The sequence below is a fragment of the Methylorubrum rhodesianum genome (assembly GCF_014199985.1).
GTDB lineage: Bacteria > Pseudomonadota > Alphaproteobacteria > Rhizobiales > Beijerinckiaceae > Methylobacterium > Methylobacterium rhodesianum.
In genome coordinates, this window is sequence record NZ_JACHOS010000026.1 from 22,190 (window position 1) to 48,032 (window position 25,843).

17 protein-coding genes are annotated in these 25,843 nt (G+C 69.5%); 7 read left to right on the forward strand and 10 right to left on the reverse strand.

The features are described 5' to 3' along the window. Positions 1-149 precede the first annotated feature (149 nt). Positions 150-2,567, reverse strand: a complete 2,418-nt coding sequence (locus HNR01_RS25695) for a penicillin-binding protein 1A (RefSeq protein WP_153875637.1) — start codon at positions 2,565-2,567, stop codon at positions 150-152. A 144-nt stretch (positions 2,568-2,711) separates the two neighbouring features. Further along, positions 2,712-4,010, reverse strand: coding sequence for an N-acetylmuramoyl-L-alanine amidase (locus HNR01_RS25700; RefSeq protein WP_017484467.1), 1,299 nt, complete (start codon positions 4,008-4,010; stop codon positions 2,712-2,714). Between the two features lie 1,055 nt (positions 4,011-5,065). Here HNR01_RS25700 and HNR01_RS25705 point away from each other — a divergent pair. Continuing rightward, positions 5,066-8,257 carry an Rne/Rng family ribonuclease gene (locus HNR01_RS25705; RefSeq protein ID WP_183670654.1) on the forward strand — a complete coding sequence of 1,064 codons (3,192 nt, stop codon included), beginning with the start codon at positions 5,066-5,068 and terminating at the stop codon, positions 8,255-8,257. 740 nt (positions 8,258-8,997) lie between these two features. Here the strand turns inward: HNR01_RS25705 and HNR01_RS25710 are convergent. From HNR01_RS25710 to HNR01_RS25720, 3 genes are all read right to left on the reverse strand, one after another. Beyond that, the gene (locus tag HNR01_RS25710) at positions 8,998-9,753 is read right to left on the reverse strand and encodes a hypothetical protein (protein ID WP_183670656.1); all 756 of its coding nucleotides are present in this window, start codon (positions 9,751-9,753) and stop codon (positions 8,998-9,000) included. 657 nt (positions 9,754-10,410) lie between these two features. After that, positions 10,411-11,574, reverse strand: coding sequence for a pyridoxal phosphate-dependent aminotransferase (locus tag HNR01_RS25715; RefSeq protein ID WP_183670658.1), 1,164 nt, complete (start codon positions 11,572-11,574; stop codon positions 10,411-10,413). Between the two features lie 170 nt (positions 11,575-11,744). Next, positions 11,745-12,788 carry an HD-GYP domain-containing protein gene (locus tag HNR01_RS25720; RefSeq protein ID WP_183670660.1) on the reverse strand — a complete coding sequence of 348 codons (1,044 nt, stop codon included), beginning with the start codon at positions 12,786-12,788 and terminating at the stop codon, positions 11,745-11,747. A 321-nt stretch (positions 12,789-13,109) separates the two neighbouring features. Between HNR01_RS25720 and HNR01_RS25725 the strand changes: the two genes are divergently transcribed. Beyond that, positions 13,110-13,889, forward strand: coding sequence for a DsbA family protein (locus HNR01_RS25725; protein WP_017484470.1), 780 nt, complete (start codon positions 13,110-13,112; stop codon positions 13,887-13,889). Between the two features lie 71 nt (positions 13,890-13,960). Here HNR01_RS25725 and HNR01_RS25730 read toward each other — a convergent pair whose 3' ends face one another. After that, on the reverse strand, positions 13,961-15,142 hold the full coding sequence (locus tag HNR01_RS25730; RefSeq protein ID WP_183670662.1) for a mechanosensitive ion channel family protein: 1,182 nt from the start codon (positions 15,140-15,142) through the stop codon (positions 13,961-13,963). A gap of 445 nt (positions 15,143-15,587) precedes the next feature. Here HNR01_RS25730 and HNR01_RS25735 point away from each other — a divergent pair, with 445 nt between their 5' ends. Together HNR01_RS25735 and fumC are read left to right on the forward strand one after the other, a co-directional pair. Then, positions 15,588-17,159: an NAD-dependent malic enzyme gene (locus HNR01_RS25735; RefSeq protein ID WP_183670664.1), complete on the forward strand. Its 1,572-nt coding sequence runs from the start codon at positions 15,588-15,590 to the stop codon at positions 17,157-17,159. Between the two features lie 7 nt (positions 17,160-17,166). Continuing rightward, entirely contained in the window at positions 17,167-18,642 is a 1,476-nt protein-coding gene (gene fumC, locus HNR01_RS25740; protein WP_183670666.1) for a class II fumarate hydratase, read from the forward strand. A 205-nt stretch (positions 18,643-18,847) separates the two neighbouring features. On the opposite strand, the gene HNR01_RS25745 is transcribed toward fumC, so the two are convergent. The 3 genes from HNR01_RS25745 to HNR01_RS25755 form a co-directional block, all read right to left on the reverse strand. Beyond that, positions 18,848-20,593: an AMP-binding protein gene (locus tag HNR01_RS25745; RefSeq protein ID WP_153875642.1), complete on the reverse strand. Its 1,746-nt coding sequence runs from the start codon at positions 20,591-20,593 to the stop codon at positions 18,848-18,850. 151 nt (positions 20,594-20,744) lie between these two features. Then, positions 20,745-21,509, reverse strand: a complete 765-nt coding sequence (locus tag HNR01_RS25750; protein WP_183670668.1) for a hypothetical protein — start codon at positions 21,507-21,509, stop codon at positions 20,745-20,747. After that, positions 21,506-22,999, reverse strand: a complete 1,494-nt coding sequence (locus HNR01_RS25755; RefSeq protein WP_183670670.1) for a leucyl aminopeptidase — start codon at positions 22,997-22,999, stop codon at positions 21,506-21,508. Before HNR01_RS25755 ends, HNR01_RS25750 begins: the two co-directional genes overlap by 4 nt. A 332-nt stretch (positions 23,000-23,331) precedes the next feature. On the opposite strand from HNR01_RS25755, the gene HNR01_RS25760 reads away from it, so the two are divergent. Continuing rightward, on the forward strand, positions 23,332-23,853 hold the full coding sequence (locus HNR01_RS25760) for a hypothetical protein (protein WP_183670672.1): 522 nt from the start codon (positions 23,332-23,334) through the stop codon (positions 23,851-23,853). A 76-nt stretch (positions 23,854-23,929) separates the two neighbouring features. On the opposite strand, the gene HNR01_RS25765 is transcribed toward HNR01_RS25760, so the two are convergent. Further along, positions 23,930-24,871 (reverse strand): transporter, encoded by a 942-nt coding sequence (locus HNR01_RS25765; RefSeq protein ID WP_246417665.1) that lies wholly within the window; start codon positions 24,869-24,871, stop codon positions 23,930-23,932. Between the two features lie 210 nt (positions 24,872-25,081). Between HNR01_RS25765 and HNR01_RS25770 the strand changes: the two genes are divergently transcribed. Together HNR01_RS25770 and HNR01_RS25775 are read left to right on the forward strand one after the other, a co-directional pair. Continuing rightward, positions 25,082-25,375, forward strand: coding sequence for a type II toxin-antitoxin system RelE/ParE family toxin (locus HNR01_RS25770; RefSeq protein ID WP_183670676.1), 294 nt, complete (start codon positions 25,082-25,084; stop codon positions 25,373-25,375). Positions 25,376-25,385: 10 nt separating this feature from the next. Further along, a complete protein-coding gene (locus HNR01_RS25775; protein ID WP_183670678.1) occupies positions 25,386-25,736 on the forward strand; it encodes an addiction module antidote protein in 351 nt (116 codons plus the stop codon). The last annotated feature ends 107 nt before the right edge of the window (positions 25,737-25,843 follow it).

Here is a 25,843-nt window from a genome sequence, read left to right on the forward strand (position 1 = left end):
AAACGCCCTTCCTCGCCGCACCGGCTCGGGCGAAGGATCGTTTCGTTGAATACGATCCGTCGTCGAAGCGGGCCGAAACGAAAAGAGCCGCCCCGGTGGGGGCGGCTCATTCTCGTCTCAGGTCTCGCTCGTCGTCGCAGGTCTCGCGTTCAGTACACCCCGCCGGCCTGGGCGGCGGCGCCGGCATCCGGCGGCACCGCGGCGGGTGCGGCCGGAGCGACGTAGGCGTCCGGCGGGGCGGTGCCGGGCTTGAACGCCTCGAGGATGGTACCGCCGCCCTCGCCCGAGCCGGCGCGGGTGCCCGACGATGCGTTGACGCGGATCAGCTTGATTCCCGGCGGCACGCGGAACGGCGTCGGCGGCTTGTCCTTGAGCGCGACCTTGAGGAAGTCGAGGGCGATCGGCGCGGCGAGCCCGCCGCCGGTGGCGCGGTCGCCGAGCGAGCGCGGCTTGTCGAAGCCGAGATAGACGCCGACGGCGAGATCGGGGGAGAAGCCGACGAACCACGCATCCTTGGCGTCGTTGGTCGTGCCGGTCTTGCCGGCGAGCGGCTTGCCGATCTGCTTGAGGATCGTCGCGGTGCCGCGCTGGACCACGCCCTCCATGATCGAGACCATCTGATAGGCGGTGAGCGGGTCGAGCACCTGCTCGGACTCGTCCACCAGCTTGGGCTCGTCCTGGCCCGACCACTTCTCGGCGTCGCAGCCGACGCATTTGCGGTTGTCGTGGCGGTAGATCGTCTCGCCGGTGCGGTCCTGGATCCGGTCGATCAGGGTCGGGCGGATGCGCCGCCCGCCATTGGCCAGCATCGAGTAGGCGGTGACCATGCGCATCACCGTGGTCTCGCCGGCCCCCAGGGACATCGGCAGCACCGGCAGCAGGTCGTCGTAGACGCCGAAGCGGCGGGAATACTCGGCGATCAGCGGCATGCCGATGTCCTTGGCGAGCCGCACCGTCATCAGGTTCTTCGAGTGCTCGATGCCGTAGCGCAGGGTGTGCGGGCCGCCGGACTTACCGTCGTAGTTCGAGGGCGACCACGCCTCCTGGCCGGGGCCGGCCTCGATGGTGATCGGCGAGTCGAGCACCACCGAGGACGGGGTGTAGCCGTTGTCGAGCGCGGCCGAGTAGACGATCGGCTTGAACGACGAGCCCGGCTGGCGCATCGCCTGGGTGGCGCGGTTGAACTCGGATTCCTCGTAGGAGAAGCCGCCGACCATGGCGTGGACGCGGCCCGTATAGGGATCCATCGCGACGATGGCGCCCGACACTTCAGGCTTCTGACGCAGGCGGTAGGTGCCCTTGCCGGCATCGATCGCCTCGACATAGACCACGTCACCGACCTTCAGCGCGGTGGCGACCGGGCGGCCGGTCCACTTCACGCCTTCCGCCGTGATCGCGCCGGTCTCGCGCTCCTTGGAGAGGGCGCCCCCGGCCTCGCGCTTGGGCTGCAGGCCGATCTGCGCCACGCCGCCATTGGTGTTCAGGACCACGGCGAGCCGCCAGGGGGCGATGTCGCTCAGCGCCGGCATCTCGGCCACCGCCTGGCCCCAGTCGCGGCCGGTCAGGTCGACCTTGTGCTCGGCGCCGCGCCAGCCGCGGGCCTGGTCGTAGCGCACGAGGCCGTCGATGAGCGCCTTGCGGGCCAGCGCCTGCATCTTCGGGTCGAGGGTGGCGCGCACCGAGAGGCCGCCCTCGTAGAGCTTGCTCTGGCCGTAGCGCTCGGAGATCTCGCGGCGCACTTCCTCGGTGAAGTAGTTGGCGTTGGCCGCGTTGGGGAAGGCGACGCGCGGGTTGACGCCGAGCGGCTGCTTCTTGGCCTCCGCTCCCTCCTCGGCGGTGATGTAGCCGTTCTGGGCCATCAGGCCGATGATCTCGTTGCGCCGCGCCAGGGCCTGCTGCGTGCGCCGGTAGGGATGGTAGTTGTTCGGGCCCTTCGGCAGGGCGGCGAGATAGGCGGCCTCGTTGATCGTCAGCTCGTGGACCGACTTGCCGAAGTAGTCGAGCGCCGCGGCGGCAACGCCGTGCAGGTTGCGGCCCGGGACGATGGTGCCGAGAAAAATCTCGTTGAGGTAGAGTTCGAGGATCTTGTCCTTCGAGTAGGTCGACTCGATCCGCAGGGCGATCAGCGCTTCCTTGATCTTGCGGTCGTAGGTCTGCTCGGCGGAGAGCAGGAAGTTCTTGGCCACCTGCTGGGTGATGGTCGAGGCGCCCTGCTTCTTGCCGGACTGGGCGTTGGTCAGCACCGCGCGCACGATGCCCTCGGGATCGATGCCGCCGTGCTTGTAGAAGTTCTTGTCCTCGGCCGAGAGGAAGGCCGCGACCACGATCTTCGGCATCGCCTGGATCGGCAGGTAGAGGCGCCGCTCGTGGGCGTACTCGGCCAAAAGCGAGCCGTCGGCGGCGTGGACGCGGGTCATCACCGGCGGCTCGTAATTGGCGAGCGCGGCGTGGTCGGGCAGGTCCTGGCTGTATTTCCAGTAGAAGAACGCGCCCACCGCCGCGGCGATGCAGAACACCACGGCGCCGGCCGAGAACAGAAAGGCGAAGAATCGCAGGATGAAACGCATCCGGGGTCCGTTCCGTCGCTCGTCCGCTGCGCGCCGATGAAGGCCGGGCGCGAGGGCCTGCCGCGGGCTCTGGTGAGGCCCCGCGCGACCGCGCCTCTTGTCAGGCGGACGGGGGGCTCGTCGAGCCCCGTATCGACACCGGCTCTATGGTGAAACTGGGGCGATCGCCGCCGAGCGCCTCGGCGCGACCGGCGCCGGACGCGAGAGGGTGGCCCGGCCGGAGAAGAACAGGTCCACCGCCTTGGCCATCGAGCCGGTCACCCGGTCGCGCCACTCCTCCGATTGCAGCTTCTCCAGATCGCTCTTGCTCGACAGGTAGCCGAGTTCGATCAGCACGGAGGGCACGTCGGGGGAGCGCAGCACCTTAAAGCCGGCCTCGCGGTGGGGCTTCGGGCTCATCTCCATCACCGGCGAGAGCTGGCCCATCAGCCGGCCGGCGAAGCCCGCCGAGAAGCCGCGGGTCTCGCGCAGGGTCAGTTCCTGGAGGATGTCGGCCACATCCGCCGGGCCCTCGCCGGATTCGGTGCCGGCGGCGGCATCCGCCCGGTTCTCGCGCTCGGCGAGCCGGGCGGATTCGCTGTCGGTCGCCTTCTCCGAGCCGGTATAGATCGTGGCGCCCTTCACCTGGGGAGCGGCCGAGATCGAATCGGCGTGGATCGAGACGAACAGGTCGGCCTTGGCCTCGCGGGCGATCCGCACCCGCTCGGCCAGCGGCACGAACACGTCGCGGTCGCGGGTCATCACGAGGCGGTAGCGGCCGGACTGCTCCAGGCGCTCGGCGAAGGACTGGGCGAAGCCGAACACGATGTCCTTCTCGAACACCCCCGTGGCGGCGATCGCGCCCGGATCGGTGCCGCCGTGCCCGGCATCGATGACGATGAGCGGACGGGTGTCGACGCTCTCACGCGCGGGCGCGGCCTTGGCGGAGGCGGCCGGGCTCGGATCGCCCGCCACCGCCGCCTTGCGGAAGGTGTCGCGGTCGACCTTGCGGAAGGGAATCGAGACCAGCACCGCGCCCTCGCGGGTCTTCGTCGTCTCGACGGGCTCGACCACGGCGGGCCCGGCGAGATCGACGACGATGCGCGAGCGGCCCGGGGCGAACAGGCCGTAGCGGAACGAGGCGATGACGCCGTCCCGCTTGCGGCCGCTCAGCTTGCCCGTCTCCTGATCGAGCTGGAAATTGACCTCGGGCAGGTCGATCACCGCCCGGTCCGGCCGCTCCATCACGAAGGCGCGCGCCTCGATCGGCTTCGACAGGGTGAGGGTGAGGCGGGTGGTGCCGTCCCGGGTCGCGGTCTCGGCGGCGATCGCCACCGCCGCGCCGCCGGCCGGGTCATCCTGGGCCGGCGCGGGGCCGGCGGCCAGGATCAGGCCGCCCGCGAGCGCGAGGGCGGCGAGGTGACGGACAAGTCCGGTGCGGGGCAGGCGGGTGCTGTGCGGCATCGGTCGGCCAAGGTTCCGGGGAGCCTCCGATACGGGATACGGCCAGGATGGTTAACCGTTCCTCACCCCGCCGGTTGCGATCCCGGAACCGCTGTTGTGCAAGAGCGACACCACCTGGGGTTGTGGCCGTCCCGTCCCGCCCTCGCCCTCGCTGCCGGCGCCGGCGCGGTGCCTCAGGACGAGGATCGCGGATGGGAGGGCTCGCGCTCGGGGGCCTCCCGTTCCGCCGCCTCCCCGTCGGGGATCTCCCAGGCCCGTCGCCAGACCGCATGCGCCTCGGAGCCGTCCGGATGAGGATTGGCGCTTTCCGGATCCCCCCGGTAGCGGGCCTCACGCCCTTCCCTTGCCACCGAGGCGAGTGATTGTTCCGGAGCCGACACCGCGAAGCCCTCCCCTGCCGCCCGGCGGTGCCGGCGGCTCTCGCCTGCTTCAAGCCCGCAGGGCGACCTCCGGTTCACGGGGAGAGCGCGAACGGTGGCGCTCCCGTGACGAAGTGTCGAGGGCCGTCATACGGAACCCTTGCAATTCTCCCGCGACACTCTGTAATGATATCGACCCCATTCCCGGGTTGGCGCTTCGGCGGCCCCCGGGCGCGCCCGGGGCATGTCGGCGCCCACCTCGCTCGAATTGGCAGCGTCAGTCGGCGCCTCCCGGCATCCGGGCGGGTGTCACGGCATTCGCGGCCTCCCGATTGTTCCGGGTCGGTCGCGCCCATGAAATCTGTACGGGCCGCTCAACCGGCCCACCATCTTCGCGAGGCCGGATCAGGATGGGAGGACGCACAGCATCGGTTGCCGCTGCTCGTGCCGAAGGCGCGCGGTTTTCGCGTCGCCTCGCCCCTTCCGTCGCCCCGGCCCTGTTCAACCCCCAGCGCGCCGATGCCCGGCGCCAGAAGGCGGTTGACGGCAATCCCCTCCCCGCACCATCCGCGGCCTCGGCGACGAGGCCGGCGCGAGCCCAGTTCCCACCGGCCGCAGGGCCGGGGGAGGCCCCGCCGGGACCGCGCGGCTCACGCGTGAGGAGAACGACGTCGGCCGCCATGTCGAAAGTTCGTCATGGCCAACAACAAGATGCTCATCGACGCGACGCATCCGGAGGAGACCCGGGTCGTCACCGTACAAGGCTCGCGGGTCGAGGAATTTGATTTCGAGGCGGCCAACCGCCGGCCTCTGAGGGGCAATATCTATCTCGCCAAGGTCACCCGCGTGGAGCCCTCGCTCCAGGCGGCCTTCGTCGAGTACGGCGGCAACCGCCACGGCTTCCTCGCCTTCAACGAGATCCACCCCGACTACTACCAGATCCCGATGGCCGACCGCCTCGCGCTGATCGAGGCCGAGGCGCGCGAGGAGGAGGAGCACCGCGAGCGCGAGGAGCGTCGCCCGCCGCGCGGCCGCCGCTCGCGCGGGCGCCGGGCCGAGGCCCGCGGCTCGCGCCACGACGATACCGTGAAGTCGCAGGAGGCGGTGTCCGACGCGGTGTCCGGGGACGACGCGATTCCCGGTGAGGGGCCGGCGGCCGACGCGCCCGCCCCGGAGGCGATCGAGGCGGTGCGCGCCGCCCTCGTCGAGGAGCGGCCCGAGGGCGACGCGCCCGCCGTGGAGGGCGCCGAGGCGCCCGCGCCGGTCGAGCCCGGCGGCGACGCCTCCGCCAGCCTGCCCGAGGCCGCGCTGGAGCCCGGCGCGCCGGCCGGCGACGCGGCGTCCCAACCGTCCGGCGAAGCCGCGACCGAGGCCGCGGTCGAGCCCTCCGACATCGCCGCGATCTCCGAGGCGCCGAACCCGCCGGCCGAGGCGGCGGACGCCTCCGACGCCGCGTCCGCTTCCACCGAGGCCGCTTCCACCGAGGCGGAGACGATCGAGCCGCAGCCCGTCGCCGCCACGGCGCCGGTCTCCGAGGCGGAGGCCGAGGAGGTCGAGTCGGACGAGGACGCCGAGGACTCGGACTCCGAAGACTCGGACGACGAGGATGAGGACGACGAGGACGAGTCCGACGACGAGGATGAGGACGACGACGAGTCCGAGGACGAGGATTCGGACGACGAGGAAGAGGACGAGGACGGCGAGGGGCGGGTCGCGCAGGTCGGCGGCTCCGGTGACGCGCTCGCCGAGATCCCCGAGCGCCCGCGCGCCTATCGCCGCCACTACAAGATCCAGGAGGTGATCAAGCGCCGCCAGATCATCCTCGTCCAGGTCGTCAAGGAGGAGCGCGGCACCAAGGGCGCGGCGCTCACCACCTACCTGTCGCTCGCCGGCCGCTACTCCGTGCTGATGCCGAACACCGGTCGCGGCGGCGGCATCTCGCGGAAGATCACCTCGGCCGCCGACCGCAAGCGCCTCAAGGAAGTGGTCGCCGACCTCGACGTGCCGGAGGGGATGGGGATCATCCTGCGCACGGCCGGCGCCACCCGCACCAAGCCCGAGATCAAGCGCGACTTCGAGTACCTGATGCGCCTGTGGGAGAGCGTGCGCGAGCTGACGCTGTCCTCGACCGCCCCGGCGCTGGTCTACGAGGAGGGCTCGCTGATCAAGCGGGCGATCCGCGACCTCTACAACAAGGATCTCGACGAGGTTCTGGTCTCGGGCGAAGACGCCTATCGCGAGGCCAAGGACTTCATGCGGATGCTGATGCCCGGCCAGTCCAAGGTGGTGAAGCCCTATCGCGACCCGACGCCGATCTTCGCCCGCTACGGCGTCGAGCAGCAGCTCGACGCGATGTTCTCGACCCACGTCGCCCTGCGCTCCGGCGGCTACCTCGTCATCAACCCGACCGAGGCCCTGGTCTCGATCGACGTGAATTCCGGCCGCGCCACCCGCGAGCACGACATCGAGGACACCGCCCTCAAGACCAACCTCGAGGCGGCCGAGGAGGTCGCCCGCCAGGTGCGCCTGCGCGATCTCGCCGGCCTCGTCGTGATCGACTTCATCGACATGGAGGAGAAGCGCAACAACCGCGCGGTGGAGAAGCGGCTCAACGAGGCGCTCAAGAACGACCGGGCGCGCATCCAGGTCGGGCGGATCTCGCCCTTCGGCCTGCTGGAGATGAGCCGCCAGCGCATCCGCACCGGCGTGCTCGAATCCTCCTCGATTCCCTGCGCCCATTGCGGCGGCTCGGGCTTCGTGCGGGCGACCTCGTCGGTGGCCCTGCACATCCTGCGCTCGATCGAGGAGGCGCTGCTCAAGTCGTCGAGCCACAACCTCGTGCTGCGCACCCGCACCGAGATCGCCCTCTACATCCTCAACCAGAAGCGGGCCCACCTCTACGACCTGGAGCAGCGCTTCCAGGTGGCGATCACCATCTCCGCCGACGAGCGGCTGACGGCGACCTCGGCCTTCCAGCTCGAACGCGGCGAGCCGGCGGTGAAGCAGGTCGGCCCGGCCACGGGCGTGCGCGCGGTCGCGATCTCGCCGGTCTACGAGGCCGAGGAGTTCGAGGACGACGCCGTCGAGGGCCAAGAGGGCCAAGAGAACGAAGAGGCCGAGATCACGGCCGAGGCCGAGTCCGAGGCGGAGGGCGGCGCCGAGGAGCGGTCGGCCGCCGACGGATCCGAGGAGGGCGGCGGACGCCGCCGCCGCCGCCGCCGCCGTCGCGGCGGGCGTGCCTCCGGTGAGGGCGAGGCCCGCGCGCGGCAGGAGAACGGCGACGAGAACGGCGACGAGAACGGCGCCGATTCCGAGGACGGCGTCGAGGACGGCGAGGATGCGCCCGAAGCCGGGGCCGAGGTCGCCGAGGCGGAGGTCGTCGAGGCCGCGGCCGAGCGGGATGAGACCGCGTCCGAGGCTGCCGAGGCCGGTGAAGCCGGCGACGACGCCGAGGGCAATGGACGCCGCCGCCGTCGCGGGCGCCGGGGCGGCCGCGGCCGCGGCCGGACCGAGCGCAACGGCCGCTCGGACACGGACTCGGATTCCGAGCAGGATTCCGAGACGAACGGGGCCGCGCCCGAGGCGCATCCCGAGGAAACCGCCTCCGACGCCCTTCCGGTCGGTCCCGAGGAGCCGGTCAGCGACGCCGACGTGAGCACCGTCTCACTCGCCGCCGAGAACGGCAGCGCCGCCGAACGGCCCCCGGTCGCCCCGGCGCCGGAAGCCGAGCCGATCCGGGCCGAGTCCGTCGCCGAGGCCGCGACCGAGGCGGCCGCCCCGGAGCCCGCGCCGGAACCCGTCGCGGTCGTGCTGACGCCGCCGGATCCGAACCGCCCGAAGCGGGCCGGCTGGTGGTCGCGCACCAAGGCGGCGCTCACGGGCGAGTGAGAAGCCTCGCGAGACGCCCGGTCACCGACTGCGCCGCCTCGCGCGTGCGGCGGAGCGGGTGTCTCGCGAGCATCGCCGAGGCGATCACGGACTGGGCCGAAGCGCGAACTGAGAAACTAATCCGGCTCTGGCCGCCCCCTCCGGATGGCGGATCCAGATCCTGCCCGGGCGCCGCGTCGGCAAGATCCGGCGTGGCAGCGCCGTAGGGAAGCGGTTCATCGAACGATGACCGCGATCGGCTCGTCCACTCGGTTGCGGGGCCGGCGTCGGGCTACCCTTCGGCCGCAGGGGCGCCCCTCGGCCCGATGCTGTATCGGGTGAAGCGACGGTGACGCCTCGGGTCCAAACTCAACCCGCTCGACCGTGCGGAGGGCTGCCTTCGAGCCTTTGCAGACCCGAGGAAGGTCTGCTTTCCGGCCGCATAGCGGGCCTGAGAGTCCGATTGGAACAGGTGGATTTCTGCCTGCCGGCTTCCGAGCGAGAGGAAGCGGACGATGCGGTCGCGCCCGCTCGCTCTCTATATACGAGAAATTGAAATGTCGGCTTGAGGGCTGCTTGGTGCATCAGAGGCCTGCGACCGGAACGGGCTGTGGTCTCATCCAAGATGCCGATGGCCGCTGAAATTTTGGCCAGCAGGCATTCGCATTCGTGATCTGAGATGTCGAAAAGTTCCGTATGTCGCGTGCGGATTGAAAATTTAAGAGGCATTTTTGTAAGGATCGACACGACTTTCCGGCCAACTATTCTAATCTTGAAAACGAAACGAGACCTCGGCTTTTGCCCTGCGCGACGGCTTGGCAACCATCGATTTCGCGTTCCCTCAGCACGCCCTGATGGACCAAATGCGCGCGATCAGGGGAACAAAAATCCGACGATTTCCGGTCGTGTTCAACGATGCTGTTCGCGAAAGACATCACGCATCCGCTCAAACTCGCATTGCCCGTACTCTGGACGATCGATCGGATTATTATTTTGTAGAGACGCTGGGTCGTTAGTGCGATTTGCGCGGCCGTCGGTGGTTTCGAGTACCGCGATGCAATTCGAGCAGTCGAGATAATCTGTAGTTGGCTGGTTTCGCCGTCAATTCCAAATGTAGATGCAAATAGATAATTATAGGGTCGCACCGTTATATCCTGGGCCATAATAAAATGCTTGAAAGCAGAGCTGTCGCCCTCGGCCATGGTCGCCTGCCGGAACCGATCAGCAACTTGGGTAGCGTCGAGCTGGGTTTGTGTAGCTTTGAGACCGGAGCCGAGTAGCAACGGAAGGTCTTTCGCTGAAACCGGGGCAACCAGGACTTTCTCAAGTTCGCAGACGAGCGGACCGACAAAATCTCGATCCGTTACCTCGGGATGGATGTAGATGATTATTTCGGACGGAACTCGGGGTGGCCCGCGCGTCACCTCCGACTCGGCGATGGCACTTCCGACGGTGAACGGGGCGGACGCAGCAACGAGCAGCGCATAGACATTGAGGGCGGCGGTTCTCAGAATCATCTGTCACCCTGACCATGTTGAGCCCTGACAGGGTACGCCGACGACTTCGCTAATCGGTACAGGCTGCGATTAAAATTTTCCGTGACCTGAGAATTGATGTCCCACAGGCACGGCAGGCCTTCGCAGACCCGGAAACGGGATCCACCACGCCCATGGTCCACGTGATGCCGCCATCGAACCGCTTTATGGACACCGGGGCGATCTTCCAGATGTCCCACTTGGGTCGACACGGTCCGTCCGCCTACGACCGAGTCGAGTGAGAGCCCGAACGGCCCCTGAGGGGGAAAGGGACAGGGGCTGGTCGCCACCCTCAGCCGCTCTTCGCACGGTCAAGCGGGTTTGGTTTGGGCCCCTGACCCGTCGGTCACCGCAGCCGGTCGGCCCGCCCAGCCCGCTCCGGCTGTAACGCTCCGGTCTTCCCCCTGGAGAGCGGAGGGCGGTGCGGGTTTGCTCGTGGCGGATCTCCGCGATCCTGCCGCCGGCCGTGTTCGCTCAGGGCCGCCGAACCGCGAGCCCGGCGCAGGGTGTCGCGGTGCGCTCGATGGTCGTGCCGGTCACGCACGCGGCCCCGCCCTCGGCGCGCTCAGGGCGACCGCGGCCGGAGCCCCCTGGCAGAGCCCGGCCTTCCTGGCGGTGCCGGTGCTGCTCTGAGACGCCTCAGCCCAGCCAGCCCTTCAGCCGCGTCACCGCCTCGGCGCAGTCCGCCTGCGAGCCGGCGAAGGAGAAGCGGATGTGGTGGCCGCCCTCCTCCGGGTCGAAGTCGAGGCCGGGCGTCGCGGCCACCCCCGCCTCGTCGAGCATGCGCCGGCAGAAGGCGCTGGCGTCGTCCGTCAGTCGGGCGATGTCGGCGTAGAGGTAGAAGGCGCCGTCCACCGGGTGGATGCCGGTGAAGCCCAGGGCCGGCAGCGCGTCGAGGAGCAGGGCGCGGTTGGCCGCGTAACCGTCGCGGATCGGCACGATCTCGTCGAGGGTGTCGAAGGCGGCCAGCGCCGCGACCTGCGAGAGGTAGGGCGCCGAGATGTAGAGGTTCTGCGCCAGCCGCTCGACCGGACGCACGAGGGCATCGGGCACGACCATCCAGCCGACCCGCCAGCCGGTCATGCAGTAGAACTTCGAGAACGAGTTGATGACGACGGCGCCCGCGTCGAATTGCAGGGCCGTCGCCGTCGGCACGCCGTAGCTGAGGCCGTGATAGATCTCGTCGGAGATGAAGGGCAGCCGCAGGCTCCGCGCGGTGGCGCAGAGTTCGGCGAGGCGGGCCGGTTCGATCACCGTGCCGGACGGGTTGGCCGGGCTCATCACCAGCAGACCCGAGAGGTTGTGTGCGGCATGGACCTCGCGCAGCAGGGCGGGGGTCGGGGCGTAGCGGTCCTCGGCCCGCAGGGTCAGCGGCTGCGGGATCAGGTCGAGGGCGCGCAGGATCCCGTCATAGGCCGGGTAGCCGGGGCGCGGCACGCCGATCCGCGCGCCCGCGTCGAACAGGGCGAGGAAGGCGAGCACGAAGCCGGCCGATGACCCCGTCGTCACCACCACCCGCTCCGGCGAAAGGCGCACGCCGTAGGTCTCGGCATAGTGCCGGGCGATGCGCTCGCGCAGGCGCGGGAGCCCGAGCGCCTCGGTATAGGGAATGCGCCCGTCGGCGAGGGCGGCCTGCGCCGCCGCGATCACCGCCTGGGGCGCGGGGGCCGAGGGCTGGCCGACCTCCATGTGGACGACGCCCTCCCCGCGCCGCTCGCGGGCGCCGGCCGCGGCCATCACGTCCATCGCCAGGAAGGGCGCGACGGCCTGCGCGCGGCGCGAGAGGACGGGATCGGGGCTCAAGGCGGGGCTCCTCACGGGAGAGGCGGGACCCGGATGCAGGTAGACCCTGAAGGCGCCCCGCTCAACGGCGGGTTTCCTCCGATCAGGCGAGCGGCGTCCGGCCGAGCCTCGGCGACCCTGCCGAGGGTGGAGATCGGCCCGGCGCTATCATGGGAGAGCCGAAGGCGACGTCAGGGCGTCTCTTGGACCGCCCGGCCGAACGCCTGCACCAGTCCGCCCTCCAGCCTGCCGTCCATGCCCGCCAGGATGGAGAGCGCGTCGCGGCTCGACATCGGTGCCTTGTAGGGACGCCGCTCGATCAGGGCGGCGTAGATGTCGCAGATCGTCAGCAGGCGCACCGGATCACCGATCTCGCTGGCGCACAGCCTGTCCGGATAGCCCGACCCGTCGAGCATCTCGTGGTGATGGCGCGTCACCGCCAGCGTCACCGGGTCGCAACCGCCCGACGCGTCGAGAATCTCGTGGCCGATCGCGGCATGGGTCTGCATCACCGCCCGCTCGTCGTCGTCGAGGCGGCCCGGCTTGTTCAGGATCACGTGGGGGATGCGCGACTTGCCCACGTCGTGCACGAGGGCGGCCCGGGTCATGAGCTTCTTGTCCGCGGCGGAGAGGCCCAGGTTCTGGGCAAAGGCCGCGACCACGCCGGAGACCAGAAGGCAGTGCTGGAAGGTCACGTCGTCATGCGCCCAGACCTCATCGAGCCAGCGCGACAGGCCGCCCTCCTGGATCGCCCCGAGCACCGGGTCGACGCCCTGCTCCACGTTCGTCATGTCGACGGCGCCGGCCTGGGCGGAGGCGAACAGGTTGGTCATCAGCGCGCCGGCCCGCTCCGCCTCGCGGGTGATGACGAGGTCGGCCACCGACTTCTCGGGCCAGACCTCGCGCACCAGCGAGCCCACCACCATGCGCGGCTCGGCCAGAGCCGACAGGCAGAGCGTGGCGCCGAGATTGCGCGCCTCGGTGAAGGCGGAATGTCCGCTGCCGCGGGTCAGGCAGATCAGGGGCGCGCGCGACCGCGCGGGCCGGCTCGTCAGCAGGCGCAGGCAGCGCTTGGCCTCGGGGCGGCTCAGGGTGATGTCGGCGATCACGCCGCGCAGCGGGCCGATCCGATCCCAGGTCTCCTCGGTGCCCACGACCCGGCACTCGGCGACGGCGCGCACGGCATCGACCAGGGATTGGCTCCGATCCGGGCGGTCGCTCACGACGACGATCACGCTGTGCCCCCCGTCTCGCCCATCCCGGCTTCATCGCGGCCGGTGGAGAGGCTGACGTGCATGATTTAGCGAATCGATAATATGATGCGATCTTCGGTGGAATTTTAAGGTGAAGGACGGGTGCCGTGAAATCGCCGCAGCCCTGGCGCACGACCGGATATCGGCCTTCCGGGGTGCGGCACCCGCCGAGATCCGTTTCGCATCGGCGCGGGGGTCGCGCTGTGCCATAGTTCCGTCGCGCGGGGCCGGTTGGACCGCCCCGTCGATCGGTGTCGACCGTTCCGGCCGGGCGTTCGTCCCGACACGCATTTCGAGGTATCGATGACGCTGTTCCGCTCCGTTTCCGCCCTCGCCCTCGCCGGCAGTCTCGCGCTCGGCGCGGCCGCGGGCGCCCGCGCGGAGGAGGCCGCTCCCTTCACCGATGCCCAGCGCAAGGCGATCGAGGGCATCGTCAAGGATTACCTCGTCAAGAATCCCGACGTGCTGCAGGAGGCGATCGCCGAGGGCGAGCGCCGGGCCCAGGAGACGCAGAAGCTCGCCCAGGCCGCCGCCCTGAAGGAATCGCGCGAGGCGCTGACCAACTCGCCCCACGGCATCGTCGCCGGCAACCCGAACGGCGACGTCACCCTGGTCGAGTTCTTCGATTACAATTGCGGCTATTGCCGCAAGGCCTTCACCGACGTGCAGACCCTGATCAAGTCCGATCCGAAGCTGCGCGTGGTGCTCAAGGACTTCCCCGTGCTCGGCGCCGAATCGCTGGAGGCGAGCCGGATCGCGCTGGCGGCCAAGCTCCAGCTCAAGCCCGAGAAGATGTTCGACTTCCACGCCAAGCTGCTCGAGACCAAGGGCCGCATCAACGGCGAGCGGGCGATCGCGGTGGCGCGTGAGTTCGGCGCCGACGTCGAGCGCCTGAAGCGGGACGCGCAGGGACCGGAGGTGAAGGCCGCGCTGACCGAGAATGTCGGCCTCGGCGACAAGCTCAGCCTGTCGGGCACCCCCGCCTTCGTCATCGGCGACGAGATCCTGCCCGGCGCGGTCGGCGTCGAGCCGATGCGCAAGACCATCAACGACGTGCGCCAGTGCGGCCACGCGAGCTGCTGAGCCGGTCCGCCCTGGCGGCCTGACGAGAGAGGGGCCCGGTGCGGGATCGACCGCACCGGGCCCCTCCCCGTTCAGGCCGCCGCGGCGCGGGGATCGCTGCGGATCGGGCGCTCGCCGCGGATGCCGGGCTCGTTGCCGGCCCGGGGCGCGGTTCGCCGGTCGGGCTCGGGCGGATCGGTCTCGACCCATTCCGCCCGCTGGCGCGGCAGGGCGGAGGGATGCTCCTTCTGCAGAAACCCGATCATCTTCTCGCGCACCTCGCAGCGCAGGTCCCAGGTCTGGGGGGCGTTGCGGGCGCTCACCAGCATCCGAAGCTCGATCACGCCCTCCCGCGCGTCCGAGACCTGCAGGTTGACCACGTTGCCGTCCCATAGCTGCGACGCCGCCGCGATCCGCCGGAGTTCGCTGCGCATCGCCTCGATCGGCGCCCGGTGGTCGACGTAGAGGAACACGGAACCGATCAGGGAGGCGCCCTCGCGGGTCCAGTTCTGGAACGGCTTCTGGATGAAGTAGGTCAGCGGCAGCACGAGCCGGCGCCAGTCCCACAGCCGCACCACCACGTAGGTAGCGGTGATCTCCTCGACCCAGCCCCACTCGTTCTCGACGATGATCGCGTCCTCGATCCGGATCGGCTGGGTGATGGCGATCTGGATGCCCGCCACGAGGTTGGAGAGCACCGGCTGCATCGCCAGCCCGAGGATCAGCCCGGCGGCCCCCGCCGAGGCGAGCAGGCTGACCCCGTATTGCCGCACCGGCTCGAAGGTCATCAGCGCGATCGCCGCGGTGACGATGGCCACCATGGTCAGGGCCGCCCGCTCAAGGATCCGCATCTGGGTGAAGTGCTTGCGGGCGAGCAGGTTGTCTTCCGCGTCGAGCTTGAACCGGCGCAGGTAGATCACGGTCGCGATGTGGATCGCCGTGGCGCAGGTCCAGCCCGCGAGCGTCACGAAGGCGACGAGCAGCACCTGATTGAGGACGAGCCGGATCTCCCAGGTCAGGGGCGCGGTCGAGACCGCGAGCGCCAGGGCCACGACCAGCAGGGCGAGCCGGCTCGGCCCCCGGGTGCGCGAGACCAGCGAGCGCCAGAACAGGCTCTTCCCGCTCGCGGCCCTCTGCGCGAAGCGATAGGCCACCCCGTGCAGGGGCAGCACCAGCGCGCAGCAGCCGGCGATCAGGATCGGGCTCGCGAGCCACCAGGGCCACTGAACGATCCAGCCGATCAGCCGATCGAAGAACGCGTGGGCTTCCGCCATCGATCACCTCCTCGTCCAGGGGCAATGATCGCTGCCGGGCCCGGTTCCGCACTGCACAATGGTGCGACGGGTTCGAGCGGAGGGGCGAATTTTGCTGCGTTCAGGAACCTGATCGGACGGTCCGGCACGACCGTTCCCAGTCAAAAAGACGTTTTTGTTCAATGACGTGATCAGTCGACGCAGGGGTTCTTCCGATGCAGGGAGGCGCCTCATCGAACCGAGCGAATTTGCCGGCTTCTGGCACCATAATGCTTTATATATCGTGGCTATAGCGATATCAAAAATATAAATCCTCAGGGTAATTCAGTGTTCATGCCGCGCGTGCTTGTTACATATCAATAAAAAAGTCATTGCGCGGCAACCAAGTCGGCGGTGAACTATTGGGGTGCCGGAATTCGTCTTCCGGAACGTCGCAGCCAAGGGAGCGGGCGGAGTGAACACCTCGATGCACAAAGGAACCGCGTTCACCCAGGAGGAGCGCGCGTCTCTCGGGCTCGAAGGCCTGCTCCCCACCGCCGTCGAAACCCTGGATCGACAGGTCGAGCGGGTGCTCGGCCATCTCGGCGCCAAGCCGAACGACATCGAGCGCTTCATCTACCTTCAGGAGCTCAGCAACAGCAATCAGACGCTGTTCTACGCAACCGTGATGTCCGATCCGGCGCGCTTCGTGCCGATCGTCTACGATCCGACCATCGCCGAGGCCTGCCTCACCTACGGGCACATCTATCGCCGGCCGCAGGGCATGTACCTCAACCGGCACATGAAGGGGCGCTTCGAGGAGGTTCTGCGCAATTGGCCGGTGAAGGAGGTGCGCTTCATCTGCGTCTCGTCCGGCGGACGCATCCTCGGCCTCGGCGACATCGGCGCCAACGGCGCGCCGATCCCGATCGGCAAGCTCCAGCTCTACACCGCCTGCGCCGGCGTGCCGCCCGAGGGGCTGCTGCCGATCCATCTCGACATCGGCACCACCAACGCGGCGCTCCGCGCCGACGCGCTCTATACCGGGCTGCGCGAGGAGCCGCCGGAGCCCGACGCGGTGGACGCGATCGTCGATGCCTTCATGAAGGCGGCCAACGCGGTGTTCCCCGGTGTCTGCGTGCATTTCGAGGACTGGAAGGGCGACGACGCGATCCGGCTGCTGGAACGCTACAGGGACAGGTACCTCGTCTACAACGACGACATCCAGGGCACGGCGAGCGTCGCGCTCGCGGGCATCGTCACCGCCCTCCAGATCAAGGGGGAGGCGCTCGCCGACCAGCGCATCCTGTTCGCGGGGGCGGGCTCGGCCGGCACCGGCATCGCCGACATGATCGTCGAGGCGATGCGGGGCGAGGGCCTGAGCGAGGGCGAGGCGCGGGCGCGCATCACCCTGTTCGACATCGGCGGCCTGATCGAGAAGGGCCGCAAGGACCTCAACGCGTCGCAGAAGCCGTTCGCGCATGACTGGAAGCCGACCGAGGATCTCACGGACGCGGTGAAGCAGATCCGCCCGACGATCCTGATCGGCGTCTCGACGGTCGGCGGCCTCTTCACCGAGGCGGTGGTGAGGACCATGGCCAGGACCTGCGAGCGGCCGGTGATCTTCCCGCTATCGAACCCCACCGAAAAGGCGGAATGCACGCCCGAGCAGGCCTATGAATGGACGGACGGGAAGGCCCTCGTCGCCTGCGGCGTGCCGCTCCCCGACGTGACGCTGGACGGCAGGACCTTCCATCCGGGACAGGCCAACAACTTCTACATCTTCCCGGCGATTGGGCTCGCGGTCCAGGCCACGAAGCCGAAGCGGATCGATGATGCGATGTTCATCGAGGCGGCGCGCGCCACGGCCGATCAGGTCAGCCAGGCCGACCGCGACAAGGGCATGCTGTTCCCGCGCCAGAACAACATCCTCGAGACGGAACGGACGACGGCGACGCGGGTGGCCGAATCCATCTTCGAGCGCGGCCTCGCCACCGTGAAGCGCCCCACTGACATCCGGGCCTTCATCGAGTCGCTCAGCTACACGCCGGGATATTGAGGCCGCCATGAGCAGGACGGACAAGCGGGACGGCGGCAAGGGCCATCCGACGATGCGGGACGTGCCCGTCGGCCTCGATGCCGAGGGCACCCGCGAGGAGTTCGACTCCATGGGCACGGTCGCGGTGCCCGCCGACCGCTACTGGGGGTCGCAGACGCAGCGCTCGCTCAAGCACTTCTCCATCGGCGGCGACCGGATGCCGAAGGCGGTCTACCGCGCCTACGGCACCGTCAAGAAGGCGGCGGCGCTGGTGAATGCCGAGGCCGGCCGCCTGCCGCAATGGAAGGCCGAGGCCATCGTGCGCGCCGCCGACGAGGCGATCTCGGGGGCGCTCGACGCGCATTTCCCGCTCTTCGTCTGGCAGACCGGCTCGGGCACCCAGTCGAACATGAACGTCAACGAGGTGCTGTCGAACCGGGCGATCCAGCTGCTGGGCGGCACGCTCGGCAGCCAGCAGCCGGTGGGGCCGAACGACGACGTCAATATGGGCCAGTCCTCCAACGACAGCTTCCCCACCGCGATGCACCTGGCGGCGGTGACGCTGTTCGACGAGCGCCTTCTGCCCGAACTGTCCAGGCTCGCCACGGCGATCGAGGCGAAGGCCAACCGCTGGATGGACGTGGTCAAGGTCGGGCGCACCCATCTGGAGGATGCGACGCCGCTCTCGGTCGGCCAGGAATGGTCGGGCTGGGCCGCGCAGCTGCGCGCAGCGCAGGCCGAGATCGAGCGCGCGCGGGAGGGGCTCTACGCGCTCGCCATCGGCGGCACCGCCGTCGGCACCGGGCTCAACGCGCCGGAGGGCTTTTCGCGCAACGTCGCGGCCAAGATCGCGGAGCTGACGGGCAAGCCCTTCGTCACCGCCCCCAACAAGTTCATGGCGCAGGGCTCGCTCGACGCGATGGTGCGGGCCTCCGCCGCGCTGCGGGGTGCGGCGGTGGCACTGATGAAGATCGCCAACGACATGCGCTGGCTCGGGTCCGGCCCGCGCTGCGGTCTCGGCGAACTCAAGCTGCCGGCCAACGAGCCCGGCTCCTCGATCATGCCGGGCAAGGTCAACCCGACGCAGTGCGAGGCGATGGTGATGATCGCGATCCAGGTGATCGGCGAGGACACCGCCACCGCCTTCGCCGGCTCGCAGGGCAATTTCGAGCTCAACGCCATGCGGCCGATCATCATCAACAACGTCCTCCACTCGGCGACGATCCTCGCCGACGGCTGCGAGAAGTTCCGCACGTATTCGGTCGAGGAGACGGAGATCGATCGGGACCGGATCAAGGCTTACTTGGAGAACAACCTGATGCTCGTCACCGCGCTCTCGCCGGTGATCGGCTATCAGGCCGCGGCGAAGATCGCCGAGGAGGCTCAGGCCAGCGGCTCGACCTTGCGGGAGGCCGCCCTCAAGTCGGACGCGGTGACGGAGGAGCAGTACGACAGGATCATCGTGCCGGGCGACATGATCGGCCAAGGCGTCGCCGGCGCGTGACCGGCCGGAGGGCCGGGCGCGTCAGAGCCGTATCCGACCTGACTTTCTCGGGCCGGCGTCTCCCGGTTGCTGTTCCGACGCGCGTTCTTCCGACGAGCCGGCCGCCGCCCCCTCGGGATGCGCTCCGGGGGAGCAATCGAACGGAACCATCGGTGCCCGGACATCCACTCGGTCACGCTTCGACATCCGGACAGCGGGCCGCCGCTCACCCCTGGGTCGGCGCGCCCTCCTCCCGCAGCGCCCGGCGCAGCACCTTGCCGACATTGGTCTTGGGCAGCGTCTCGTGCAGCACGATCCGGCGCGGCACCTTGTAGCCGGTGAGGCTGGCGCGGGCATGCGCCCGGAGCGCGTCGGGCTCGACCGAGGGATCGCGCAGCACCACGTGGGCGACGACCATCTCGCCGCTCTCGCCGCAGGGCGCGCCGACCACGGCGCACTCGACCACGGCGGGATGAGTGGCCAGCACGTCCTCGACCTCGTTGGGGTACACGTTGAAGCCGGAGACGAGAATCATGTCCTTCATCCGGTCGACGATGCGGATCTGGCCGTCGGGCGTCATCACCGCCACGTCGCCGGTGCGGAAGAAGCCGTCGGCGGTCATCGCCGCCCGCGTCTCCTCGGGGCGGTTCCAGTAGCCGGCCATCACCTGGGGGCCGCGCACGCAGAGTTCACCCGGCACGCCGAAGGGCAGCACCGTGCCGTCCTCGGCGCGGATCGTCACCTCGGTCGAGGGCAGCGGATAGCCGATCGTCCCGGTCCAGTCGGCGAGCCCGAGCGGGTTGACGCTCACCACCGGCGAAGTCTCCGACAGGCCGTAGCCTTCGAGGATGGTCTGGCCGGTGATCGCCTTCCAGCGGGCGGCCACCGCCGACTGCACCGCCATGCCGCCGCCGACCACGTACTCCACCTTCGAGAAATCGACCGTGCCGATCTTCGGGTGGTTGTTCAGCGCGTTGAACAGCGTGTTGACGCCGGCGAAGTTGGTGAACCGGGTGCGGCTCAGGGTCTTCACGAAGCCGTCGAGGTCGCGCGGATTGGGGATCAAGAGGCAGCAGCCGCCGAGCCGGAAGAAGAACAGGAAGCAGGCGGTCAGCGCGAAGATGTGGTAGAGCGGGAGCGCCGTCACCGCGACGCGCCCGTCCCCGTCCTCCGCCGAGCCGCGGAACCACGCCCGGCTCTGCTCGACATTGGCCATGACGTTGCGGTGGGTCAGCATCGCCGCCTTGGCGATGCCGGTGGTGCCGCCGGTATATTGCAGGAAGGCGACATCGCCGGGTTCGATCGCCACCGCGGGGCGCTTGAGGCCGCGGCCGGCCCGCACCACCGCCTCGAACCGCAGGGTGCGCCCGGCGGGCAGGGCGTAGGGCGGCACCGCCCGCTTCACCCGCCGCGAGACGAGATCGACGATCCGGCCCTTCAGCCCGAGCAGGTCGCCGGGCCCGGCCACGACGATCCGCTCCAGGCCCGGCATCTGCGGCAGCGCCTGCTCGACCGTGCGGCAGAAATTCTCCAGCACGAACAGGACGCGGGCGCCGGAGTCGTTGATCTGCGCGGCGAGCTCCCGCGGGGTGTAGAGCGGATTGACGTTGACCACGGTGCAGCCCGCCACCAGCACGCCGAGCAGCGTGACCGGGCAGGCCGGGACGTTGGGCATCATCACCGCGACGCGGTCGCCGATGCCGTCGGCGCCCGTCTCGCGGCTCATCTCCCCGCGGCTCTTGCCGTAGCCGTTGGCGGCGAGCCACGCCGCCACTGCCTGGGCCGCGGCGCCGACCTCGCGGTAGCGCAGGCTCGCGCCGAAGCAGGTGATCGCCGGGCGCTCGGCGAAGCGCAGCACGCTGCGGTCGAACAGATCGACCACGGTGCCGACCGAGTCGGCGTCGATGTCGGCGGGAATGCCGGGGGGATAGGCAGCCAGCCAAGGGCGCTCCGCGCTCCGGTCCTGCGCCATCCTCGTCCCTCCTGCCCTGTGGCACGCGGCTTATGGGGGCCGGCCTCGTGCCGGCACCGCCGCTTCCCGTCGAGGCTTAAGCGTTTCCGGCGCGTTCGATCAACCCACACCGGGCCGCCCGGCCGGAGACATCGCCGGCATTGTGTTGCGCTCAGCCCGGCCGCCGCGATGGCCGGCGACGCGCGGCCACGAGCAGAACGTGCGGCAGCGCGGCGAGCGTCAGCAGCCCCGCGGCGACGACGAGGTCGCGGGCATCGAGCGGCCGACGCGGCCAGGGGCCGAACCCGGCGTCGCGGGCGAGCCCGATCACGGCCGCGGCGAACCAGAGGGCGAGGAAGCCCGCGATCCAACCGCGCAGCGCCCACCCGGCCCGGCGCCAGCGGCTGCCGCCGAGCGCCGGACCCGGCCGGCCGGCGAGGCGCGCGCCGAGCCCCGTGGCCAGCCCGAACAGGCCGGCGGCGGCGCCCGCCCCCATCGTGTAGGCGATCGCCATCGGCGTGCCGTTGAGGAAGGCGCCGCTGCCGGTGCCGAAGCCCGCCCGCAGCACGAGTCCGCCGAAGGTCGGGTGTAGGCTCACCGCGAGCACCAGAGCGAGGCCGATGCCCCCGCCGATGAGGCGCCGGACCACCGAGGCGGGGCCCGGCGCCAGCATCGCGGCCAGGATGCGCACGAGTCCGTAGACCAGCGCGAAGGCGAAGAGCGGGTAGCGGTCGAGGAAGAAGCCGTAGAACCGCGCCGCCACGTCCGGCGGCATCGCGCTGCGTTGATCGAAGCCGGTGAGGAAGACCGCGAACAGGGCGGCGAGCGCCGCCAGCAGCGGCGTCGCGGCGACGGCCCAGGCGCCTCGCCGCGACGACGTCCGTTCGCCCACCGGACCGGCCCCCGCCCCGGCGGGGAGCGCGCCCGCCCGGCTCACCGCTCGTAGTGTTCGCGCACGAGCCGGTCGAGCAGGCGCACGCCCCAGCCCGCGCCCCAGCTCCGGTTGATCTCGGAGGGGGTGGAGGCCATCGCCACGCCGGCGATGTCGAGATGGGCCCAGGGCACGTCGTTGACGTAGCGCTTGAGGAAGGCCGCCGCCGTCGCCGCGCCGCCGTGGCGCCCGCCGGTGTTCTTCATGTCGGCGAACTTCGAGTCGATCGCCTTGTCGTAGGCCGGGATCAGCGGCATCCGCCACACCTTCTCCCCCGCCGCCTCGCCGGCCGCGGTGATCTGCGCCGAGAGCGCGTCGTCGTTGGAGAACAGGCCGGCGATGTCCTGGCCGAGCGCGACGATGATCGCGCCGGTCAGCGTGGCCAGATCGATCATCGCCTTGGGCTTGTAGGTCGCCTGGACATGCCAGAGCACGTCGGCGAGGACGAGACGTCCTTCCGCGTCGGTGTTGATGACCTCGATGGTCTGCCCCGAGAGCGAGGTGACGATGTCGGAGGGACGGTAGGAATTGCCGTCGGGCATGTTCTCGACGATGCCGATGGCGCCGATCACGTTCGCCTTGGCCTTGCGCGAGGCCAGCGCGTGCAGGGTGCCGACGACCGCGGCCGAGCCGCCCATGTCGCCCTTCATGTCCTCCATGCCGCCGGCCGACTTGATCGAGATGCCGCCGGAATCGAACACCACGCCCTTGCCGATCAGCGCCAGCGGCGGCTCGGAGGCGTCGTCCGCGCCGTTCCAGCGCATGATCACCACCCGCGGCTCGCGGGCCGAGCCCTGGGCCACCGCGAGCAGGGCGCCCATGCCGAGCTCCCGCATCCGCGCCAGGTCGAGGATCTCGACCTCGACGCCGAGGCGCGTCAGCTCGGAGACGCGGCGGGCATATTCCTCCGGATAGAGGACGTTCGGCGGCTCGTTGACGAGGTTGCGGGCCAGCATCACGCCGCCGGCCACGGCCTCGGCCGCCCCCGCGGCGGCCCGCGCCGCGGACGGGTCGGCGACGAGCAGGGTCAGCGCGGTCCCCGCCTCGTCCTCGTCCTTCTTCTTGGTCTTGTACTGGTCGAAGCGGTAGTGGCGCAGGCGCGCGCCGAGGGTGAAGTCGGCCATATCGCGGGCGCTGCCGGCAAATCCCGGCCAGTCGAGCACGATCCGGCTCTCGCGCGCGCCGACCTTGCCCGCGGTGAAGCCGCCGAGCACGGTCCAGTCGGTCTTGGCGCGGTCCTTCTCGGAGCCGAGGCCGATCACCACGAGCCGGTCGGCCTCCACGCCCGCCGGGGCCGGGAGGGCCAGCGCGCTCTGCGCCTTGCCCTTGAAGCGCTCGCTCGCGGCGGCGCGGGCGACCAGCTCGGCGCCGGACCGCCCCAGGATCTCGGCCGCAGCCCCCGACAGGGCGAGGTCGTCGCCGACGAATACCACGACGTCGCCGCCCCGGCCGCGCGACGACAGCGGCTCAAAGGCGATTTCGATCCCACCGGCCATGATGCTCTTCGCTTTCCACCCGCGTTCCGGCGGCCTGCCGCGGGCTCCGCGACAGCCGGCGAACCTGTGTACCCGGTGAGACGCAGAACGCAACGCGGGGCGCTGTCGCGAAGCCCGCCCCGTACGGGCTTCGCGGCGGGGCGCTTGGTGAGGACATCGCGACGCGGGCCCGGTGCAACCGGTAAGGCGACGGCGTGCGCAAGCGAGGCCGATTGATGCCGAGCAGTGTCTGGACGACGTCCCTGCGCCGGGGATGCGACGGCGCCTGTGCCGTTCAGGCGTAGATCGTGTAAAAAGCGCGTTTCAATTGCATGACTGCGTGGGATGTTACGGTGATCGGGTCCGCCTGGAAAAAGTTAACGGCGATCGTCGCGGGTATTGCAGCCCTGGTCGCTGGAATTTCTGCCTTTGTTACAAATATCGATAAAATATTGCCGCAAAAATCCTCTATCAAGACCGCGAATTGGAAGGTCGATTCTGTCTCCAGGGTGCCGAGGTCTCGGGGGGATTATGCTGTATCGTTCCTAGAGGTCGAGTCGTTGAAGGAAGGGTTTTTGCCCATAAAAGATTGCTTTATCGAAATATCCTATCCCAATGGGTTTGCAATAGAACGCACATATATTGACGAATCAAGGCATAAATTCAGTTATGGATTCTTCAGAGAATATCATAAGATCGAGACATTCGTTCACTGGGCGGGCGATGGTCTCCTGGTTCGGCAATTCATAGACGCGCGTAACGAGCGAAAATCGGGGAGCATGCGTGCCCGCATTCGCTGTACGTCGATCGAGACTGAGTGGCAGGACATCGACGTACCCGGCCACGATGGGTGGAAGCGGGAGGCTTCGGAGTGAGACACGACAGGCGGGCGCGCGATCCGGCCGAGATGCCTTCGAGCTGCGAGTGCCGTCGATCCCGAGCGTTCTTCGCTCAGTCCTTCGACACGAGCGGCCTGGACCCCGCCTCCGCAGCCTGGCCTGCGCTCGGTGCGGCGAGCGGCACGGCGAGGCGAAACCAGCCGCGGGTCTCCTCATTGTCCTGCACTTGGCCACCGCGGGTGCGCGTCTGGCGGGCGACGATGTCTCGGGCGAGATAGACCTGCACGATGAAGCGGTCGAAGCTGTAGCCGACAAGGGCGCCGGCGGCGAATTGCCCGGTCTTCTGATAGGTGCGGTAGAGCGGATCGCGGCGGTCCACCGCGAGGTCGAGGGAGCCGTAGGCGACCGGGCCGATCTCGAACCTCCCGAACCTTTTGACCAGCGTCAGGTCGAGGCCGAGCCCGTCCGCTTGGCCGATCGGCCCGAGCGACCGGCCGACGGCGCCGCCGAAGCGGGCGCGCGGGTCCAGGGTCAGGCCGTAGGAGAGCGACGCCGTGAGATTGTAGTGGCCGTCGCCGACATAGGTCGCCGCGAAGCTCTGGCGGAGGGTCGCCGAGGCGGCCTGCGGCAGGAGCGGCGTGCCGTCGAGGCCGAGGCCGAGCGAGCCGCGGTCGCTCACCGGCAGGTAGGCGCCGAGCAGGTAGGAGACGCCGAGGCCGTTCCCGAGATCCCAGGCCAGGGCGCTCGCGAGCAGCGGGTTGTACATCGCGCTGACGTCGCGGTTCGGCAGCGGCGCGGGGTTGCGCGTGCCGATGAGGGCGGTCGGAAACGAGACCACCGGTTGGATCTGTCCGCCGAAGAGCCTGTAGGGCGAGGCCCAGACCACGAACGGGATGTTGCCCATCACGTCCGGGGCGTTCGGCCGGTCGGCGCGGCCGGCGGTGAAGGTATCGACCGCGACGACGATGCCGGTCGGCAGGGGATAGCCGGCGGTGAGGCCGACCTGTTCGCCGGCACTCGTCGCCGGCGCAGCCTGCGCGGTTGCCACGGTCATGCTCAGGCAGGCGGCGCCTAGGGCGGCCCGGCTCCTCGACATCTCTCGTCCCCCTTCGATCCGCTCGCGCGAACGCCCGACCGAGAATGCGGGAGCGCGCAGAATTCGCATAGGTTATGAAATGGGAATCAGAGATCCGTCGCCGGGCGGTCGCAGCGGCGTGCACGGAGGGTGCTTCCTCCGCGTCGTATCTTGTGGGGTACAAACCGCGTGCGGCAGATCCTCACCACCGACGACTTCGATGATTGGCTTCTCAGGCTTCGCGACCGGGTTGGGCGAGCCAAGATTCTGACGCGGATCGGCCGGCTCGGCCACGGTAATCCAGGCGTCGTCAAATCGGTCGGCGAAGGCGTCCGTGAGATGAAGATCGATTTCGGGCCGGGCGACCGCATTTATTTCGTCGAACGGGCCGATGGGAGCATCGTCGTCCTTTTGTGCGGCGGCGACAAGGATACGCAGTCACGCGACATTGCGCGGGCGAAAGCGCTCGCGCAGACAGTCTGAGGAGGGTGTGATGACCGATCCCGACAGGCCGGCCGAGGGGCTGGCCAAGGAGCCGGCGAGGACGCCGACGAAGCCTTTCGACCCGGCCCACTACATCCGCACGCCCGAGGATGCCGCAGCCTACCTGACGGAGGTCTTGGAGGACGGCGACGAGGCGGAATTCCGTCGGGCGCTCGGGGCGATTGCCCGTTCCCGCAGCATGGCCGAGGTTGCAGAGAGAGCAGGTCTCGGGCGCGAGAGCCTGTATAAGGCGTTGTCCGAGACGGGTAATCCAGGCCTGTCGACGGTGCTCGGCGTGCTGCGCGCGCTCGACCTGCGGATGACGGTCGCCGTCGTGCGCACACGGCCGGAAGCGGCCTGACCCCGGTCCCGGGCGTCCCCCTCGCGCGCTCGCCCGCGCCGCGAAACGGCCTCAATCCGGGCGCCCCGAGACGCGTCATCCGTGACAATGTGCGGGACAGCTTGGCC

What these genes read in the sequence shown, in the direction of transcription:
- HNR01_RS25730 (WP_183670662.1), bottom strand. Translation starts at nt 15,142, where the DNA reads ATGGCGGAAGCCCACGCGTTCTTCGATCGGCTGATCGGCTGGATCGTT.
- HNR01_RS25735 (WP_183670664.1), top strand. Translation starts at nt 15,588, where the DNA reads ATGCACAAAGGAACCGCGTTCACCCAGGAGGAGCGCGCGTCTCTCGGG.
- HNR01_RS25725 (WP_017484470.1), top strand. Translation starts at nt 13,110, where the DNA reads ATGACGCTGTTCCGCTCCGTTTCCGCCCTCGCCCTCGCCGGCAGTCTC.
- HNR01_RS25745 (WP_153875642.1), bottom strand. Translation starts at nt 20,593, where the DNA reads ATGGCGCAGGACCGGAGCGCGGAGCGCCCTTGGCTGGCTGCCTATCCC.
- HNR01_RS25705 (WP_183670654.1), top strand. Translation starts at nt 5,066, where the DNA reads ATGGCCAACAACAAGATGCTCATCGACGCGACGCATCCGGAGGAGACC.
- HNR01_RS25765 (WP_246417665.1), bottom strand. Translation starts at nt 24,871, where the DNA reads ATGACCGTGGCAACCGCGCAGGCTGCGCCGGCGACGAGTGCCGGCGAA.
- HNR01_RS25755 (WP_183670670.1), bottom strand. Translation starts at nt 22,999, where the DNA reads ATGGCCGGTGGGATCGAAATCGCCTTTGAGCCGCTGTCGTCGCGCGGC.
- HNR01_RS25700 (WP_017484467.1), bottom strand. Translation starts at nt 4,010, where the DNA reads ATGCCGCACAGCACCCGCCTGCCCCGCACCGGACTTGTCCGTCACCTC.
- HNR01_RS25710 (WP_183670656.1), bottom strand. Translation starts at nt 9,753, where the DNA reads ATGATTCTGAGAACCGCCGCCCTCAATGTCTATGCGCTGCTCGTTGCT.
- HNR01_RS25695 (WP_153875637.1), bottom strand. Translation starts at nt 2,567, where the DNA reads ATGCGTTTCATCCTGCGATTCTTCGCCTTTCTGTTCTCGGCCGGCGCC.
- HNR01_RS25775 (WP_183670678.1), top strand. Translation starts at nt 25,386, where the DNA reads ATGACCGATCCCGACAGGCCGGCCGAGGGGCTGGCCAAGGAGCCGGCG.
- fumC (WP_183670666.1), top strand. Translation starts at nt 17,167, where the DNA reads ATGAGCAGGACGGACAAGCGGGACGGCGGCAAGGGCCATCCGACGATG.